This is a genomic window from Auritidibacter ignavus, from assembly GCF_029853775.1.
Classification (GTDB): Bacteria; Actinomycetota; Actinomycetes; order Actinomycetales; family Micrococcaceae; genus Auritidibacter; species Auritidibacter ignavus.
In genome coordinates this window covers 833,540-850,606 of sequence record NZ_CP122564.1, presented here as the reverse complement: position 1 = coordinate 850,606, position 17,067 = coordinate 833,540, and the positions used below count along the sequence as shown (strand labels likewise).

Below are 17,067 nucleotides of genomic sequence, written 5' to 3'. Positions count from 1 at the left end.
CAGCATTTTTTGAGTTGAAAACGCCCGGATTTGGTTGCGGAGGGAGCGAAGTGGGGTAAAGTGGAGGCAGGTAGAGGGCGGTGGCTCAGAGGACGCTCTGAGACACTCAACAAGGAAGAGGTGGTGGGGTCATGTTTTTGGGCACCTACACTCCTCGCCTTGATGAGAAGTCACGACTGATTCTTCCGGCGAAATTCCGGGAGGAATTGGCCAATGGGCTCGTTCTCACTCGCGGTCAAGAGCATTGCGTTTATGTGTTCTCGGCTCGGGAGTTTGAACGAGTGCATGAACAGATGCGTTCAGCGCCACTGTCATCACGCCAAGCACGCGACTACATCCGTGTCTTCCTCTCGGGTGCTTCGGACGAAGTACCGGATAAGCAGGGACGGATCACTATTCCGGTGTCACTGCGCGAATATGCCGGTCTCGACCGGGATGTCGCGGTCATCGGTGCTGGTACACGCGCTGAGATTTGGGATCTTGAGTCCTGGAACAACTACCTCGAGGAACAAGAAACTGCCTTCTCGGAAACCGATGAGGAAGTTCTTCCCGGAATCTTCTAAAACGGTCCGACCATAACTGAACAGACGAGATGGGGACATCTCGAACGTGGTGTCTTGATTCAGACCTCCAGCCGAAGGATTCGCTGGCCTGTCTTCCCCTGGGCCAGGGTATCCGGCTGGGGATCTGGATCAAGAACCGTCTAGAGGAGTAACGCGCATCGGATCAGTGAAGGAGGCGACCGTGCATCATTCCGTATCACCGGACGAAAACGCTGCATGTCGCCACACTCCTGTGATGATCGATCGCGTGGTGTCCTATCTGAATGAGGGGCTGGCGGTTGCGCGGTCTGAGAAGCGTCGCCCAGTGGTCATCGATGCCACGCTGGGTATGGGCGGGCACACTCACCGTTTGCTCTCCGATAATCCCGATCTGAGAATAATCGGCATTGACCGTGACACTCAGGCTCTGCAGATGGCACAACAACGGCTTGGGGAGTTTTCCGACCGGCTGGTGAGTTTTCACGGCACCTACGATGAAATCTCTGCTGCGATCCAGGCCGCCGAGACGCAACTGCAGACCCGGTTGGACGGCGTTGACGGAATCCTGTTTGATCTAGGTGTCTCGTCCTATCAGCTCGATGAACCATCCCGTGGCTTTGCCTACTCCTATGACGCTCCGCTGGATATGCGCATGGACCCCACCGATCAGCTCACCGCCGCCGACGTGGTTAACACGTACTCGGAAGCCGACCTGGAACGAGTGTTGCGCAACTACGGCGATGAAAAATTCGCCCGACGAATTGCCACAGAGATCGTCAAAACGCGACGACAGCGCCCGTATCGTGGCAGTCAAGAACTAGTTGAGACGATTATCCGCGCTATCCCAGCTGCCGCGGCGCACCGAGGCAGTCATCCGGCCAAACGAACCTTCCAAGCCCTACGCGTGGAAGTCAATCACGAACTCGAGGTCCTCACCCGCGCTATACCCGCTGCCATGGCGGTCCTGACGATCGGCGCACGCATGGTGGTCATGAGCTACCAATCCCTAGAGGACAAAATCGTCAAAAAAGCTATTCAACACCAGGCGCAATCACTGACTCCTGCTGGGTTCCCCGTGGAAGTCGAAGAGTACGCGCCGGTGGTGAAAATTCTCAGCAAAGGGACGGAAAAACCCACACCGAGTGAGATCGAGCAGAATCCCCGGGCTGCAGCCGCCCGCGTCCGGGTCATTGAAAAAATTAGACCCACCAGGAGTAACGGATGAGCGCTTCCCCCCAGAGCATCCGCCAGACAGCCTCGTCGGTAACGGCCGATAAGCTTCCTGTGGTCAACGGTTCGAGTGCCGTCAAGGCCCCACTACCGACGACCCAGCCAAAACACGAGACAGCCACGCGACGTCGTCCCCACCTTGCTGTGGTCACGGCTCCGTTGCGAGCCACTCCCATGGGGACAGTCATCTTTTCCGTTGCTGTGCTACTGGCGGCATTGATTGTCGTGTTGGTCATCAATATTTCGGTCTCCAATAAACAGTACGAGCTGTTGGATTTGAACTCTCAGACCTCGGAGTTACGCGAAAAGAATGAGGACCTCGAACAGCAAGTCGCTCATCTGGCAGCTCCTCAGAATCTGGCACAGAAGGCCGTCGACATGGGAATGGTGTTGCCAGGAGCCTCCGCCTCCATCAATCTCGACAGCGGGAAAATCTCGGGTACCACCGAAGCGGCGTCTGACGACAACGTCCCGACGGAGTTCGTGGGATCACCTACGGTTGCGGCCTCGGAAGGACGCCAGGTCGAGGTCGCGGAATCCCAACGCCAAGCACGCGAAGAGCCGGTGGCTGTGGATGCCAAACCGGTCCCGAAAACTCTCGAGATTGACCGCAAGGTGGACGGCCCTGAGATTGGTCGTCCCTCCGACACGAGCCAAAGGTCCGAGTCATCGGCCAACGGTGATGCAGAATTGGATGAGACGAGGATGTCGTCGCCTCAGATCAGCATCCCCTGATGCCTTCCACGAGGTGCCATGGCCAACAAGGGCCAACCAGTCACAGCAGTGATGACGAACAGGCTAGAACGTTAAAGGATGAGTGTGGCATGACATCACAGCATCAGCACCCCGCGATGACCACGCGTCTGCGGATTCGGTGGATCATTGCCGTCGCTCTGGTGTTGCTAGGGGTCCTCGCCACTCGTCTGGTCTGGGTTCAGGGGGTCGATGCGGCAGGTTTTGCCGATGAAGCCATGAATGAACGGCTGCGGTCGGTTCCGTTGCCGGCCGAACGCGGTTCGATCCTGGATAAGAACGGCAACGTGCTCGCCGAATCAGTGTCCCGCTATAACTTGGTGGCCGATCAACGCTTGAACGAGGATTATGGCGTCTGGGACGAAGAAAGTCGCTCGTATCAAGAATACGACATCGATGATCGGATCGATGAACTGGCCACCATTCTGGACATGGACCCAGATGATCTGCGGGCATTAATGATGGGTGATAGCCCCTACCAAATCATCACCCGCGGGGTCACCCCCGAGGTCCGTGATGAAGCTTTGGATCTGGACATTCCCGGTCTGATTGCTGAACCTGTCGCCGAGCGTAGTTACCCCAATGGCGCCGTGGCCGGTAATATTTTGGGCTTCTTGGGCCAAGAAGGCCACGGGCTGGAGGGATTGGAACAATCCCAGGAAGCCTCTCTGGAAGGTACCCCCGGGGAGCGAACGTTTGAAATCGCCGCCAACGGGGTACGGATCCCTCATGCCACGTTTGAAGAAACCGAGCCGGTCGACGGCCAAGACCTGCGGTTGACCATTGACCAGGATGTTTCGTGGTACGCCCAGGAAGCGATCGCAGAAAAGGTCGATGAGTACAACGCCGAATGGGGCAATATTGTGGTCCAGGAAGTCAAGACCGGCAATATTCTCGCTCTCGCGGATTCCACCACGGTTGATCCTTCCGATCCATCGAAAACGGATTCACTGTTTTGGCGCCCTACCTCGGTGACTCAGGCCTATGAACCCGGCTCGACCGGAAAAGTCTCGATTTTTGCGGCCGCGCTGAACGAAGGGGGTGTCGGCCCGACTACTCCCCATACCGTGCCGAATAAGCAGGAGTTCGATCACGAGGTCATTAATGACTCGATGCCGCACGATACCTATGACATGACCACCGCGGGGATCTTCGCCCGGTCCTATAACACCGGCACGGTGCAGGTGGCCGAAACGCTGAGTAAAGAACAGCGGTACGACTACATGAAAAAATTCGGTATCGGAGATCCGATCGATCTCGGATTGCCCTATTCCTCTTCCGGGCAGTTTGCCAACTGGCAAGACTGGGACCGCCGTCAACAGTTCACCACCACGTTCGGTCAGGGCTACTCCGTGACCGCCCTGCACACTGCCCAAATCTTCCAGACCGTGGCCAACGGGGGAGTGCGCAAGAATCCGCGACTCATTGACGCCTACGTGGACCCCGACGGTACCGAGCACGCCTACGATGCCGGTGAAGACCAGCGGGTGATCAGCGAAGAAACCGCCGACGAGATGCTGAAACTCATGGAGGGCGTGGTCGAAAACGGCAGCGGTGGTGCCTCCAAGATTCCCGGTTACCGGGTTGGCGGTAAAACAGGTACCGGTCAGGTCGCCGGTGAATCGGGTGGCTATGATAGCCACGTCACCACCTACGCGATGGTGGCACCGCTGGAAGACCCCGAGTACGTGGTGTCCGTTACGGTGTATCGCCCCGAGGGGAATTGGAAATCCTGGCAGGTCACCGATACTGCAGCAGATGTCATGTCCTACGTTCTGAATAAGAACTCGGTGCCTCACTCCACAACCGATTCGCAAGCCTACGACGTATTTGTCGACGACCCACAGAAGCGCCCATGGTAGATCCTTTGACTCAACACAACCCCTCCTTCCGACCAGAGCACCAGCCTGCCTATAGCATCGACGAGGTACTTGCGGTGCTCGAGCAGGCCGGCTCCCCGGCCATTGTGGTGCCCCCGGGCCAGGACGAGTCATCCCAAACCCACAGCACGGACGCCCCGGAAATTACCGGTGTGGCGTTGGATTCGCGCGACGTGCAATCCGGAGACCTCTACATTGGGGTCCCCGGCGCGAAAGTCCATGGCGCACGGTTTATCGAAACCGCAGTGGCCGCCCCCGCTGTCGCCATCCTGACCGATGCGGATGGCTTGGAAATCCTGCGCGAATATCCCTCGGGTCAGCAACTGCCGGTCATTGTGGTCAAGCAGGTCCGCGAGGTGATCGGTGCGGTCTCGGCACTGATCTACGGCACCGTCGCCACGCCCGGGGCCCCGCAGATCTATGCGGTCACCGGCACCAACGGCAAGACGACGACGACCTACCTGCTGGAATCCGGGCTATCTGGTATGGGGTTGACCACCGGGCTAGTCGGCACGATCGAGATCCAGGTCGGTGGGGCCAACGTGCCGGCTAAATTCACCACCCCGGAAGCACCCGACCTGCACGCGTTATTAGCCAGCATGCGCGAGCGTGAGATTCAAGCCACCGCCATGGAAGTCTCTTCCCATTCGCTGTCTTATCGCCGGGTGGCTGGCGTGCAGTTCGCTGTGTCCGGATTCACCAACCTCACCCAGGATCACCTGGACCTGCACGGGAGCATGCAGGAGTACTTCCTGGCCAAAGCGCAACTGTTCACCCCCGAATATTCCCAGACCTCGGTGATCACTCTCAACGGTGGCCCACAGATCGACTACGGCTACCACATGGCCCAGCATGCGTTGGCCGCCTATGGCGAGGATACATTTGGCGACCATGTGATTACCTTGGATCTCGGCCCGGCGGCCGTCTCCCACGAGATCGCTGATCCGGCGCTGACCAAAGCAGAGATTCCCGCCATCTGGCAGGTGACCGATCTGCAGCCACGCCGGCTAGGATCGGTGTTTACGTTGCAACACCGGGACGGGTTCTGTCTCGACCTCGCTGTGGGCCTACCCGGTGAATTCAATGTCGCCAACGCCGCCCTGGCCGCGGTGATGCTGTTCACCGGATATCCCACCGAACGCTGGGATGAGATCACCAACGTGTTGACTGAAACCACCCAAGACCAGCCCGGTGCCTTCCGTGCGGTGCGGGTGCCCGGGCGGATGGAAATTGTCGCCAATGCTCCTACCACCATTGTCGACTTTGCCCATAACCCTGACGGGCTCTACCAGGCCCTGGAAGCGGTCAACCAAGCACACCAGATTGCAGAGCACCCGGGCAAAACCATCCTGGTCTTCGGTGCCACCGGCGAACGCGATACCACTAAACGTGCGGTGATGGGAGACATTGCGGTGCGCGGAGCCGACATTGTCATTGTCTCCGATGACGATCCGCACTCCGAGGACCCGACTGCCATCCGCTTGGACGTAATGGCCGGGGCCCGCCAAAGCATCGAGGAACACGGGCTGGATACCGCATTGCACGAAATCGCCCCGCGCAACAAGGCCCTGGCGTACGCCGTAGAGCTGGCGGGAGAACACGACATCATCCTGGCCGCCGGTCGCGGGCACGAGACCTCCCAGGACTTTGGCACCCACTCGGTAGAGCTCGACGACCGAGTGGCCTTAGAACAGGCTCTGATGGATTACGGATATGTCACAATACGAGAGGACTCGTCGCGTCGTGAGCAGGTCGAAAGCCGTAACGGATAAACTCGTCTCGTTATGATTGAACTCACCGCTGCTCAGATTGCCGATGCGACCGGTGGTCAGCTCGTTGCTGGCACCGATCCGGACACGAGCGTTAACTCAGCTACCACCGACTCCCGCGAGATCACCGCCGGTGGATTGTTTGTGGCCAAACCGGGAGAATTTGCCGACGGTCACGACTTTGTGCTCAGCGCACGGGAGCGCGGGGCGAAACTGATGCTGGGGCAACGCGAAGTCTCCGATGACAACGGGACCCCGGTTCCCGGTATTATCGTCGCTGACACGGTGGTCGCCATGGGTGATCTCGCCGAATACATTGTGGCCCGGATTCGTGAACATTCACCCACTACGGTGATTGGCATTACCGGCTCGGTCGGAAAAACCACCACCAAGGATCTCCTCGCTGGGCTGTTGTCCGAGGCGGTCGCCTCCGATGACCCGGACGCGGTTATCGCCCCACAAAACTCCTATAACGGTGAAGTGGGCGTGCCGTTGACCATCTTCCGCGCCAGCCTCACCACCCGGTATCTGGTGGTCGAAATGGGAGCCGACCATGTGGGCAATATTGCCGACCTGTGCCGGATGGTGCGCCCGGATATCTCCGTGGCACTGACCGTTGGCTCCGCGCACACCGCCTCCTTCGGGTCGGTGGAGAATATTGTCAAAACGAAGGGCGAAATTGTTGAAGGTCTCAGCCAGGGTGGGGTCGCTGTGCTCAACGCTGATGACCCGCGCGTGACCTCCATGGCAGAGCGTGTCCCCGAGGGGGCTGAGGTGCTGTGGTTTTCCACCGCCAACCGCCATGACAGTGCCTACGCACCCATTGTCTACACCGCCGAGTTGAGCACCGACGACAACGAACGCCCCCACTTCTACCTGGGATATAATCCCACCGGGCGCCCGGCGGATCTACAACTGACGGCAGCTGAGGTCACCAGCGGACTGACCGGTATCCACCACGCCACGAATCTGGCTGCAACCGCTGCCGTGGCTGTGGCGGCAGGTCTCGACCCGGAGACGGTCGGGGGCCTCCTGCAAGGACGCGGGCCAGTCTCGAAGCACCGGATGGCCCGCACCGACCGAGCAGACGGCATTACCATCATCGACGACTCGTATAACGCCAATCCCGAATCCATGCGGGCCGGACTGAAAACATTGGCCCTCACCGGACGTAGCACCGGCCGGCGGACCTGGGCGGTGCTCGGGGAGATGCTCGAGCTGGGTTCCAACAGCATCAAAGAGCATATCCACATCGGTGAAGCCGTGGTCCGGTTGAATATTTCGCAGCTGGTGGTGGTCGGACAACAAGCCAGACCGCTCTATACTGGAGCGGTTATGGAAGGCTCCTGGGGCGACGAAGTTGACCATGTGGCTGACATCGACGAGGCCGAACAGTTACTCAACCAGCGCCTTCAGCCCGGCGACATTGTATTTATTAAAGGATCGAACTCGACCGGCCTGTGGAAACTTGCAGACCGGCTCACCGCTGACCCAACAACCCCAAGGCAAGGTGACCTGCAGTGATCGGACTCCTGATCGGGCTGGCGCTCGGGCTAGTGCTGACATTGATTGGCACCCCGCTACTGGTCAAAGTCTTGGTGAAAAAACACTACGGCCAATTCATCCGTGAAGATGGGCCCACCAGCCACCAGACCAAACGCGGTACGCCCACGATGGGTGGGGCAGTGATTGTCGGGAACCTGGTGATCGTTTACTTCCTGACCCACGGCATCATGTCTCTGATGGGGCTGGGCAATGCCGGAGTCACCGCCTCCGGGCTCCTCTTGCTGTTTTTGACCGCCGGAATGGGGCTGGTCGGCTTCTTTGACGACTTCGCGAAGATCTCTAATCAACGCTCGTTGGGACTGACTGCCTGGGCCAAGATCATCCTGCAGGGTGTGGTTGGTATTGCTTTTGCAATCCTGGTGCTCAACTTCCCCGACGACCGAGGACTAACTCCCGGCTCCACTGCGATCTCTGTCTTCCGCGACACCAGTGTCGACCTGGCCTTTGCCGGACCTGTGGTGGGTGTAGTGCTGTTTGTGATCTGGTCTAATTTGATCACCACCGCCACCACCAACGCGGTTAACCTGACCGACGGGCTCGACGGTCTGGCCACTGGCGCGGTGGCGCTGGTGACCATGGCCTACGGGGCTATCACAGTCTTCCAGCTCAACCAGGCCTGCGGTAGCGGGCCAGAAGACCTGCCGGGGTGTTATCAGACCCGCGATCCCATGGACCTAGCCCTGCTGGCCGCTATTCTGACCGGATGTCTGATCGGATTCCTGTGGTGGAACACGAATCCTGCCAAAATTTTCATGGGAGACACCGGCTCGTTGGCCCTGGGCGGTGCGCTGGCTGGCTTCGCAATTCTGTCTCGCACCGAATTGTTGCTGGTGGTCTTGGCCGGGTTGATGGTGGCCATTGCGCTGTCGGTGATTATTCAGGTCGGATACTTCAAGCTCTCCGGTGGTAAGCGGGTGTTCCTGATGGCCCCGTTACAACACCACTTTGAGCTCAAAGGCTGGGCCGAAGTCACCGTGGTCGTTCGGTTCTGGCTGGTCGGATTGGTGTGCGCGCTGGCCGGTCTGGCCATGTTCTACGCAGAATGGGTGATCGTGCGGTGACAGTGCATCATGATCTATCGGCCCTGACCACCTGGGACTCCGACTGGGCCGGGCTTCGCGTGCTGGTCACCGGGCTCGGTGTGACCGGGTTTTCGGTGGCCGACACGCTGGCCGAACTTGGCGCTGAGGTCGTGGTGGTTGACGGCCAAGACGACGACAAGCGCCGTCACGCCGCCGACACGCTGAAAATTGTCGGCGTGCGCGAGGTACTGCTCGGTCACCAGGCGGTATCCGGTCTACCCGATGAGAACCTCTGGGACGGGCCCCTGGAGTTGGTGGTCACCTCGCCGGGCTGGAACCCCGCTCAACCCGTCCTAGCTGCCGCAGCCACCGCCGGGGTGCCGATCTGGTCAGAAATTGATTTGGCCTGGCGGGTGCGTATCCGTGAGGGTCGGCGCACCGCTGAATGGCTGGCCCTGACCGGAACAAATGGAAAAACCACCGTGGTGACCATGGCCGAGTCCATGGCCCAAGCAGCCGGCCTCGACGCCATTGCTGTCGGCAATGTCGGCACCCCAATTCTGGATGCCATCCGCCGTCCCGAAGGCTTCGATGTGCTCATCATCGAGCTGTCGAGTTTCCAGTTGCATTGGACTCACCACTTCGAACCAGCTGCCTCAGCGGTGCTCAACATAGCTGAAGACCACCTGGACTGGCACGGCGGTTTCGATAACTATGCCGCTGATAAAGCCAAGATTTACGAGAACACCCGGGTGGCCTGTATTTTCAACGAGAACCAGCCGGCCACGATGCGAATGGTTGAAAACGCCGATGTGCAGGAAGGCTGTCGCGCGATCTCCTTCACCACCGACGTACCAGCTCGGTCCATGTTTGGCGTGGTCGACGGGTTGCTGGTTGACCGGGCCTTTTTGGAAGACCGCCACCACTCCGCTTTGGAACTGGCGGCCATTACCGATATTGGCGTGATCGTCCCCGAGCACCAGGTCGCCAACGCCCTGGCTGCCGCCGCGCTGGTCCGGGCTATTGACGTCCCACCCCAAGCGGTGAAACAGGGACTACGCAACTACGCTCCCGAACCGCACCGGGTGGAACTCATTGCTGGGGGGCCTCAGGGGGAGACCCTGCAAACCCTGTGGATTGACGATACGAAGGCCACCAACCCGCATGCCACCGACGCGGCGCTGAAAGCCTTCAACTCGGTGATCTGGGTGGCCGGTGGCCTACCCAAGGGACTCAGCTACGACCAACTGGTGAAAGATCACGCCTCGCGACTGAAAGCTGTTATCGTGATCGGTCTTGATCCAGCACCTGTGACCGAGGCACTCACACGACACGCACCCGAGGTCCCCGTCTACACCCAGTATCTGCGAGACACTAACAGTGACCCCACCGATGGCTGGTCGGTGATGACGCACGTGGTCGAGTTGGCCGCGCAACTGGCAGACGACGAAGACACGGTGTTGCTTTCTCCGGCTGCGGCCTCTTTCGACCAGTTCAGCTCCTACGGAGACCGTGGCGACGCCTTCCAGCACGCCGTGAGACAACACCTGGGGATCGCCCCACCGCCGACCGACGCACCTGACGACGAGTCGTAGACATTCAGCCACCACCAGCGCAGACAGGAGACCGAGGTTATGAGCACAGCTGACTCCTCCTCGGACTCACGAGTGTGGCGCTGGCTTGAAGGGTCATCGCCTAAAACCTCCTACTGGCTGATCCTGGGATCCACCTTGGCGCTGTCGGCTCTCGGAGTGTTGATGGTGCTTTCGGCTTCCTCGGTTGAAAACATTGGCACCGTGGGGTCCTACGACTCACTGCTCAGCCACGGGGTTTACGCCCTGGCCGGGGTAATCCTGATGGTGGTGGTCGCCCGACTGAAACCCGAAACCCTGCGACGTTTGGCCTGGGGGATCGTGCTCGCTTCCATCTTGCTGTTGGTCCTGGTGTTCACCCCGCTGGGCCATGAAGTTAACGGGAATCGTAACTGGTTGCGCATTGGCGGGTTCTCTTTCCAGCCGGCTGAAGCAGCCAAGCTGGGTCTGGCGCTCTGGGGTGGCCACGTGCTCGCCCTCAAAGGTCGCTATGCGACCCACCCGTTACACCTGGTGCTTCCGGTGGTGCCGGTTGGCGGGATGATCATCCTCCTGGTGCTGGTGGGACGAGATCTCGGCACCGGGCTGGTTTTGCTACTGGTGCTGGCCGTGCTGTTGTTTATGGCAGGGATTAAGTTCCGTTGGCTCGCGCTGGCCGGAATAATCGGGCTAATCGGGGTTGCGGTGGTCACCATGCAGTCCGATAACCGCATGTTGCGCATCGGCGCCTGGTTCGGTAACTGCGATCATCCCTCGGACCCGTGCTACCAGTCCGACCACGGCTTCTACGCCCTCGCCTCGGGAGGCTGGTGGGGGGTCGGATTGGGCCAATCGCGTCAAAAATGGTCCTATATCCCCGAAGCCGAAAACGACTTTATCTTCACGATCCTTGGCGAAGAACTCGGGCTACTGGGGGCACTGGCTACCCTGGCATTATTTATCGTGCTGGCCATCGGGATGTTTCGGGTCGCTATTCGCACCCAGCACGCTTTCGTGCGCATCACCACCGGTGCCATTATCGCCTGGCTGATCGGCCAAGCCTTCTTGAATATCGCAATGGTGACCGGCCTGCTTCCGGTCATCGGAGTGCCACTACCGTTTATCTCCCGCGGTGGCTCGGCAATGATGATGGCCATGTTGGCGGTCGGGGTAGTGCTGAGCTTCACCAGACAAGAACGCCGGGACCAGCTGGCCGAGCACGAGCCAAGCCACGATACCACCCCGCTGGGGCCACCGCCGGCCGATGCGGAAAGACCCAGCACACAGCACCACGCCAACCACTCTGAAGTCACCGGTACCGAGGACATGTCGATGACGGCCCCGGTGCCTGGCACCGCACCGAAGAAACCCTCGCCTCTGCGGCGTCCTGGTAGAAAGCAGGTCAATTCCTGATGAGCCCACGATCCGGCACGACTTCGACCGCCTCAACAGCCACCCCGCCCGTGCTTCGGGTGGTCTTGGCTGGCGGTGGCACCGCAGGCCATGTGTCACCGATGATTCAAATCGCCCGGGCCATCCAGCGCGCCCACCCACAGGCTGAGATCACCATGGTCGGTACCCGTGAAGGACTCGAAGCCGACCTGGTGCCTGCAGCTGGCTTCCGGTTAGTAACTATCCCCAAAGTCCCGATGCCACGAACAGTGAATAAGGACCTGTTCTCCATGCCTTTCCGGTTGCGTGCAGCGATCAAAGCCTCCCGTGAGATCCTGCGTGATAGGCGCGCGCAGGTGGTCGTTGGCGTGGGGGGATACGCGGCGACCCCCGTCTACTTGGCAGCACAACGCGAGCGGATCCCGGTGGTGGTCCACGAAGGCAATATTCGCCCCGGACTGGCGAATAAGGTCGGTGCCCGTCGGGCCGCCGCGGTCGCCACCGCCTTTGAAGGTACTCCGCTGCCTGGTGCCCGTCATGTGGGCATGCCCCTGCGACGTGAAATCACCACCCTGGACACCTCCGTCGCAGCACAACGCCGGGCACGTCAGAGTCTTGGATTAGACCCCGACCGCACCACCGTGGTGGTCACCGGTGGGTCCTCCGGGGCCCAGCACCTCAATGAGACCATTGCTGCCAGCCGTGAGGCGATGACTGCCACGGGTGCCCAAATCCTGCACCTGACCGGAAAAGGCAAGACCATATTGGACGACAACGGCGCACCGATCCGCCAGGACGGGTACCGGCAAGTCGAATATATCGACGGGCTCGAAACCGTTTTTCAAGCCGCCGATCTGGTGGTAGCCCGCTCCGGAGCCGGCACCGTATGCGAGTTGGCAGCCGTGGGCAAACCCGCTGTCCTCGTGCCGCTACCGATCGGCAACGGCGAGCAACGCCTCAACGGCGCCGGGCTCGTCGATGCTGGGGCCGCGGTGATGGTAGACGACCAGGACTTCACCGTCGAGTGGGTCCGGTCCCACTTACCGGCGTTGCTCAACGATCCGCAACGGCTGGCCACCATGGCGGAGGCCGCCGCCGCGCAAGGGGTGACCGATGCCGATGAGGTGATGGCCCAGATCGTCACCGAAGTGGTCACCCAGCACGCCGGCGACTAACGTCTCGCTCCAGCTCGTAGCCAACCAGCTCGCACCCAACCAGCACCGACCAACACCTCCCGTACACTGACCACAACCGATGTGCCAACCCCAGGAGCCCCGTGATGACCGACCACCGTTTCGATACCGTGACACACGTGCACTTCCTCGGACTGGGCGGAGTGGGCGTCTCCGGCATTGCCCGGATCATGCTCTCCCAGGGTTATAAAGTCTCCGGTAGCGATGCCAAACACCTGCCCGTGATTGACGAATTGGCGGAGCAAGGTGCCCGAGTCTTCATAGGCTACCGGGCCGAGAACTTCGCCGCTGCTCACCATGACTCTGAACTGGGACCCATCGAGCTAGTTATTGCCTCCTCGGTAGCCACCGCCGAAAACCCCGAACGCCAAGCCGCTGAGGCAGCCGGGATTCCGGTGCTACACCGCTCGGAAGGTTTAGCCATGGCCATGCAGGGCCACAAGGTCCTGACCGTGGCCGGAACCCACGGTAAAACCACCACGTCGTCAATGGCTGCCACCGTGTTGACCGAAGCCGGACTGGACCCCACCTACGCGGTGGGAGCAGCGGTGGCTGGGCTGGGCCCGAATGCCCATTCTGGAGCCGGCGAGTGGTTCGTAGCCGAAGCCGATGAATCCGATGGAACCCTACTCAATTACCGTCCCGATATGGCTATCATCACCAACATCGAGGCCGATCACCTCGACTTCTACGGCACCGAAGAAGCCGTCCACCAGGTCTTTGAAGACTTCTCTCACCTGGTCAGCTCTGACGGGGCGCTCATCCTGTGTGCAGATGACCCCGGCTGCCGACACCTGGCAGACCAGCTGAGGGCTACTCGCGCTGACAACCCGTCGGTGCCCGAGGTGTATTTCTATGGACATGGTCGTGGCGACCACCCGGTGGATCTCGCGATGTGCGACTCTGAACCAGCAGGTAGCGGACAACGGGTGAGCTACCGTTTCGCCGGTCGACTGGCCGATGCCGGGGAACTCAGTGTCGCATTGGCCCAGCCGGGCACCCACAATGCACTCAACGCCGCGGCGGTGGTCTTAGCCGGACACCTGATCGGCATCTCACCCGATGAGAGTACTCGCGGTCTTCGTCGCTTCCACGGCTCGGCTCGTCGTTTTGAGTTCCACGGCGAAGTCGCCGGGGTGAAGGTCTACGATGACTACGCGCATCACCCCACTGAGGTCCGGGCAGCAATCCATGCCGCCCAGACCTTGAGCGGTTGCGGAAAGGTCCATGCCATTTTCCAACCGCACCTGTTTTCTCGTACCCGGGATTTTGCCGCCGAGTTTGCCAATGCACTGTCTACAGCTGATAGCGTGCGGGTTTTGGAAATCTATCCCGCCCGAGAAGAACCGATCCCTGGAGTGGACGCCTCGCTGATCACCAAGGAGCTGACCGAGACGCTACGGTCCGGTTTTCCCGCCGCTGGCCAGGTTGCCATCACACCTGCCGAGGCCATCGAGACCATCGTGGACCGCGCTCAGCCCGGGGATCTGGTCCTGACGCTTGGAGCCGGAGATATTAACGCCTCCACCCAGACGATCCTCGACCAGCTGGCCGCCAGGGCACAGTCACCACAACAGTGAGCACGGACAGTCCGGTATGAACAACAAGACTCACGACACCAACGCACGCACCGCCACCAGCACTGACGCGGACGTAGTACAGAAATACCCGGGGCTGGCTCAGCGCTCGGAAGACGACTCGCTGAGCGCCTCGAAGCCCCTGCCTGAGCATCTGCGGGATACCGAACAGACCGAAGAGTCTGAGTCCACGACAACGTCGCGGAGTTTCAGTGCTGAACGCGACCCGACCCAGCAGAAGCTAACACCGACGGCAAAACCGGCAGGAGGGCCGGTTGCGCAACGGGATGAACAACGGGATAAACCAGCGAAAAAACCTCGGCTCAGATTCTCCCGTCCTACCAAAGACAAGACCGAGAAAACTGACCGCACCTTGGCTGATCAGACCGTGGTGGAACTTCCCCCCACTGCCACACAGCTGACGAAAAAACGACTGAAACTCATGGGGATCTCTTTGGCCGGGGTCCTCGTACTGGCTCTGGTTGCCATTGCCGTGCTGTTCTATTCGCCCATTTTGGCGATCAAGAATATTGAGATCTCCGGAACCTCGATACTCAGCGAACAGCGCGCTACCGAACTATTAGGACCGCTCAAAGAGCGCCCCTTGCCGCAAGTCGGCGACGACGAAGTGATGGAGCTACTCTCCTTTTCACCAGCGGTGGCCTCGGTCAGCACTCGCGCAGAACCACCAGACACCCTGTTCGTCGAAGTGCACGAATTCACCCCGGTCGCCATGGCCCCCAAGGGCGATGGATACGCCGTGTTCAACGACGCAGCCGAAGAGATCGCAACGATCACCGCAGCCCAAGCACAGGACCAGACCTTACCGGTCGTGTCCTCAGCCGAAGACGTCGAAGATCCGGTGCTGTTCAATACCATCACCGAAGTCTTGGGTTCCTTGCCCGACGATCTGCGACAGGAGGTCACTCAGGCCTCCGGAGAGTCCATCGATTCGATTGAGCTCACCCTGGCCAATGACAAAACCGTGGTGTGGGGTAATGCCCAAGACGCCGAAAAGAAAGGACGTGTGGTACAAGCGTTGTTGGCGTTACCTGACGAGGAATCTGCCCAGATCTCCGAATACGACGTCTCTGCACCTGACCACCCGGTGACGCGATAATTCGCTGAAAATATCGACACGACACGCGACGGCGGTCATTGCCGTGACCGCCGTGGCACTCTAACGTCATGGGTAGAACTTTTAGGCTTAATGGACTCGGGATGATCCCGAGCCGTGGCCGGCCTGACATACCCGACATCAGATAAGGGAATCACATCGTGGCATCACCTCAGAATTATCTAGCCGTCATTAAGGTCGTCGGCGTCGGCGGAGGCGGCGTGAACGCCGTCAACCGCATGATCGAAGTTGGACTGCGCGGCGTTGAATTCATTGCGGTCAACACCGATGCACAGGCTCTGTTGATGTCTTCGGCTGATGTGAAGCTCGACGTGGGTCGGGAACTGACCCGTGGACTGGGAGCCGGTGCCAACCCTGAGGTCGGAGCACAGGCTGCTGAGGATCACGTCCAAGAGATCGAAGAAGCCCTCCAAGGTGCTGACATGGTGTTTGTGACCGCCGGTGAAGGTGGCGGAACCGGTACCGGCGCTGCTCCGGTGGTGGCCCGCGTGGCCCGGTCGCTGGGAGCACTCACCATCGGTGTTGTCACCCGCCCGTTTACTTTCGAAGGTCGCCGTCGCGCGACCAGCGCAGAGAACGGCATTGAGGCACTACGCGATGAAGTCGACACGCTGATCGTGATCCCCAACGACCGGTTACTGACCGTATCTGACCCCTCCATCTCGGTCATGGAAGCTTTTGAACTGGCCGACCAGGTGCTACTCTCCGGTGTCCAGGGCATCACCGATCTGATCACCACCGCCGGTTTGATCAACCTCGACTTCGCCGACGTGAAATCGGTGATGCAAGGCGCCGGCTCGGCGCTGATGGGTATTGGTGCCGCCCAAGGCGAAGAACGCGCTGTGAAAGCCACCGAAGCCGCCATCGCCTCTCCTTTGCTGGAAGCCTCGATCGACGGCGCCCACGGCGTGTTGCTCTCAGTCCAGGGCGGTTCCGACCTTGGATTGTTCGAAATCAACGAAGCAGCACGCATGGTGCAAGAAGTGGCTCACCCCGAAGCCAACATCATCTTCGGTGCGGTCATCTCCGATAATCTTGGCGATGAAGTGCGGGTCACCGTTATTGCTGCCGGGTTCGATGATAACGACGATGACCAGCAGCAGAGCGCTACCCAGTCACCGAGCCTGCCCAGCAACTCCGCTGGTCATACCCGGAGCGAGTCGGTTCCTGGCCAGCAACAGACCGGTTCCGTGCCGACGGCGACTCCGTTGGCTCCGGTCGCCGATGACGCAGATCCGGCTGTCCCAGAATCCCTGGACGAAGACGGCAATGCCACAAACGAGGAATCAGAAGATGTCCCCACTGTGGTGGAGAACCAAGAAGATCGCCGCGACGACCTCGATGTTCCGGACTTCCTGAAATAAACTCTGCCATACACCCAGCGCCTCATACAGGCTCTGGTATTGCCTTAAGCTGTAGCGGACGGAACTATTC

The 17,067-nt window shown here is 60.1% G+C and carries 13 protein-coding genes; all 13 read left to right on the top strand.

All coding sequences use genetic code 11. The features are described from left to right. The first annotated feature begins 131 nt into the window (after positions 1-131). The 13 genes from mraZ (at position 132) to ftsZ (ending at position 16,997) form a co-directional block, all read left to right on the top strand. Complete coding sequence (gene mraZ, locus QDX22_RS03740) at positions 132-563, top strand: division/cell wall cluster transcriptional repressor MraZ (RefSeq protein ID WP_110099318.1); 432 nt, start codon at positions 132-134, stop codon at positions 561-563. 181 nt (positions 564-744) lie between these two features. Next, the gene (gene rsmH, locus QDX22_RS03735) at positions 745-1,767 is read left to right on the top strand and encodes a 16S rRNA (cytosine(1402)-N(4))-methyltransferase RsmH (RefSeq protein WP_279718032.1); all 1,023 of its coding nucleotides are present in this window, start codon (positions 745-747) and stop codon (positions 1,765-1,767) included. Continuing rightward, entirely contained in the window at positions 1,764-2,507 is a 744-nt protein-coding gene (ftsL, locus tag QDX22_RS03730; protein ID WP_110100440.1) for a cell division protein FtsL, read from the top strand. The genes rsmH and ftsL overlap by 4 nt, the downstream gene beginning before the upstream one ends. A gap of 89 nt (positions 2,508-2,596) precedes the next feature. After that, on the top strand, positions 2,597-4,387 hold the full coding sequence (locus QDX22_RS03725; protein ID WP_279718031.1) for a peptidoglycan D,D-transpeptidase FtsI family protein: 1,791 nt from the start codon (positions 2,597-2,599) through the stop codon (positions 4,385-4,387). After that, positions 4,381-6,177 carry a Mur ligase family protein gene (locus QDX22_RS03720; protein ID WP_279718030.1) on the top strand — a complete coding sequence of 599 codons (1,797 nt, stop codon included), beginning with the start codon at positions 4,381-4,383 and terminating at the stop codon, positions 6,175-6,177. The genes QDX22_RS03725 and QDX22_RS03720 overlap by 7 nt, the downstream gene beginning before the upstream one ends. Before the next feature lie 12 nt (positions 6,178-6,189). Beyond that, positions 6,190-7,698: a UDP-N-acetylmuramoyl-tripeptide--D-alanyl-D-alanine ligase gene (locus QDX22_RS03715; protein ID WP_279718029.1), complete on the top strand. Its 1,509-nt coding sequence runs from the start codon at positions 6,190-6,192 to the stop codon at positions 7,696-7,698. Next, positions 7,695-8,801: a phospho-N-acetylmuramoyl-pentapeptide-transferase gene (mraY, locus tag QDX22_RS03710; protein ID WP_279718028.1), complete on the top strand. Its 1,107-nt coding sequence runs from the start codon at positions 7,695-7,697 to the stop codon at positions 8,799-8,801. The genes QDX22_RS03715 and mraY overlap by 4 nt, the downstream gene beginning before the upstream one ends. Then, on the top strand, positions 8,783-10,357 hold the full coding sequence (gene murD, locus QDX22_RS03705; RefSeq protein WP_110099323.1) for a UDP-N-acetylmuramoyl-L-alanine--D-glutamate ligase: 1,575 nt from the start codon (positions 8,783-8,785) through the stop codon (positions 10,355-10,357). Before mraY ends, murD begins: the two co-directional genes overlap by 19 nt. Before the next feature lie 39 nt (positions 10,358-10,396). Next, the gene (gene ftsW, locus QDX22_RS03700; protein WP_279718027.1) at positions 10,397-11,746 is read left to right on the top strand and encodes a putative lipid II flippase FtsW; all 1,350 of its coding nucleotides are present in this window, start codon (positions 10,397-10,399) and stop codon (positions 11,744-11,746) included. After that, positions 11,746-12,900, top strand: coding sequence for an undecaprenyldiphospho-muramoylpentapeptide beta-N-acetylglucosaminyltransferase (gene murG, locus QDX22_RS03695; protein ID WP_279718026.1), 1,155 nt, complete (start codon positions 11,746-11,748; stop codon positions 12,898-12,900). Before ftsW ends, murG begins: the two co-directional genes overlap by 1 nt. A gap of 104 nt (positions 12,901-13,004) precedes the next feature. Further along, positions 13,005-14,498: a UDP-N-acetylmuramate--L-alanine ligase gene (murC, locus tag QDX22_RS03690; protein ID WP_279718025.1), complete on the top strand. Its 1,494-nt coding sequence runs from the start codon at positions 13,005-13,007 to the stop codon at positions 14,496-14,498. Between the two features lie 16 nt (positions 14,499-14,514). Further along, on the top strand, positions 14,515-15,615 hold the full coding sequence (locus tag QDX22_RS03685) for a cell division protein FtsQ/DivIB (RefSeq protein WP_122548883.1): 1,101 nt from the start codon (positions 14,515-14,517) through the stop codon (positions 15,613-15,615). Between the two features lie 158 nt (positions 15,616-15,773). After that, a complete protein-coding gene (gene ftsZ / locus QDX22_RS03680) occupies positions 15,774-16,997 on the top strand; it encodes a cell division protein FtsZ (RefSeq protein ID WP_110099327.1) in 1,224 nt (407 codons plus the stop codon). Positions 16,998-17,067: the final 70 nt, after the last annotated feature.

Bases quoted from the DNA above. Each gene is read 5' to 3' on its own strand.
- murD (WP_110099323.1), top strand. From the start codon at position 8,783: ATGGGTGATCGTGCGGTGACAGTGCATCATGATCTATCGGCCCTGACC.
- murG (WP_279718026.1), top strand. From the start codon at position 11,746: ATGAGCCCACGATCCGGCACGACTTCGACCGCCTCAACAGCCACCCCG.
- mraZ (WP_110099318.1), top strand. From the start codon at position 132: ATGTTTTTGGGCACCTACACTCCTCGCCTTGATGAGAAGTCACGACTG.
- QDX22_RS03715 (WP_279718029.1), top strand. From the start codon at position 6,190: ATGATTGAACTCACCGCTGCTCAGATTGCCGATGCGACCGGTGGTCAG.
- ftsL (WP_110100440.1), top strand. From the start codon at position 1,764: ATGAGCGCTTCCCCCCAGAGCATCCGCCAGACAGCCTCGTCGGTAACG.
- ftsW (WP_279718027.1), top strand. From the start codon at position 10,397: ATGAGCACAGCTGACTCCTCCTCGGACTCACGAGTGTGGCGCTGGCTT.
- QDX22_RS03685 (WP_122548883.1), top strand. From the start codon at position 14,515: ATGAACAACAAGACTCACGACACCAACGCACGCACCGCCACCAGCACT.
- QDX22_RS03725 (WP_279718031.1), top strand. From the start codon at position 2,597: ATGACATCACAGCATCAGCACCCCGCGATGACCACGCGTCTGCGGATT.
- murC (WP_279718025.1), top strand. From the start codon at position 13,005: ATGACCGACCACCGTTTCGATACCGTGACACACGTGCACTTCCTCGGA.
- QDX22_RS03720 (WP_279718030.1), top strand. From the start codon at position 4,381: ATGGTAGATCCTTTGACTCAACACAACCCCTCCTTCCGACCAGAGCAC.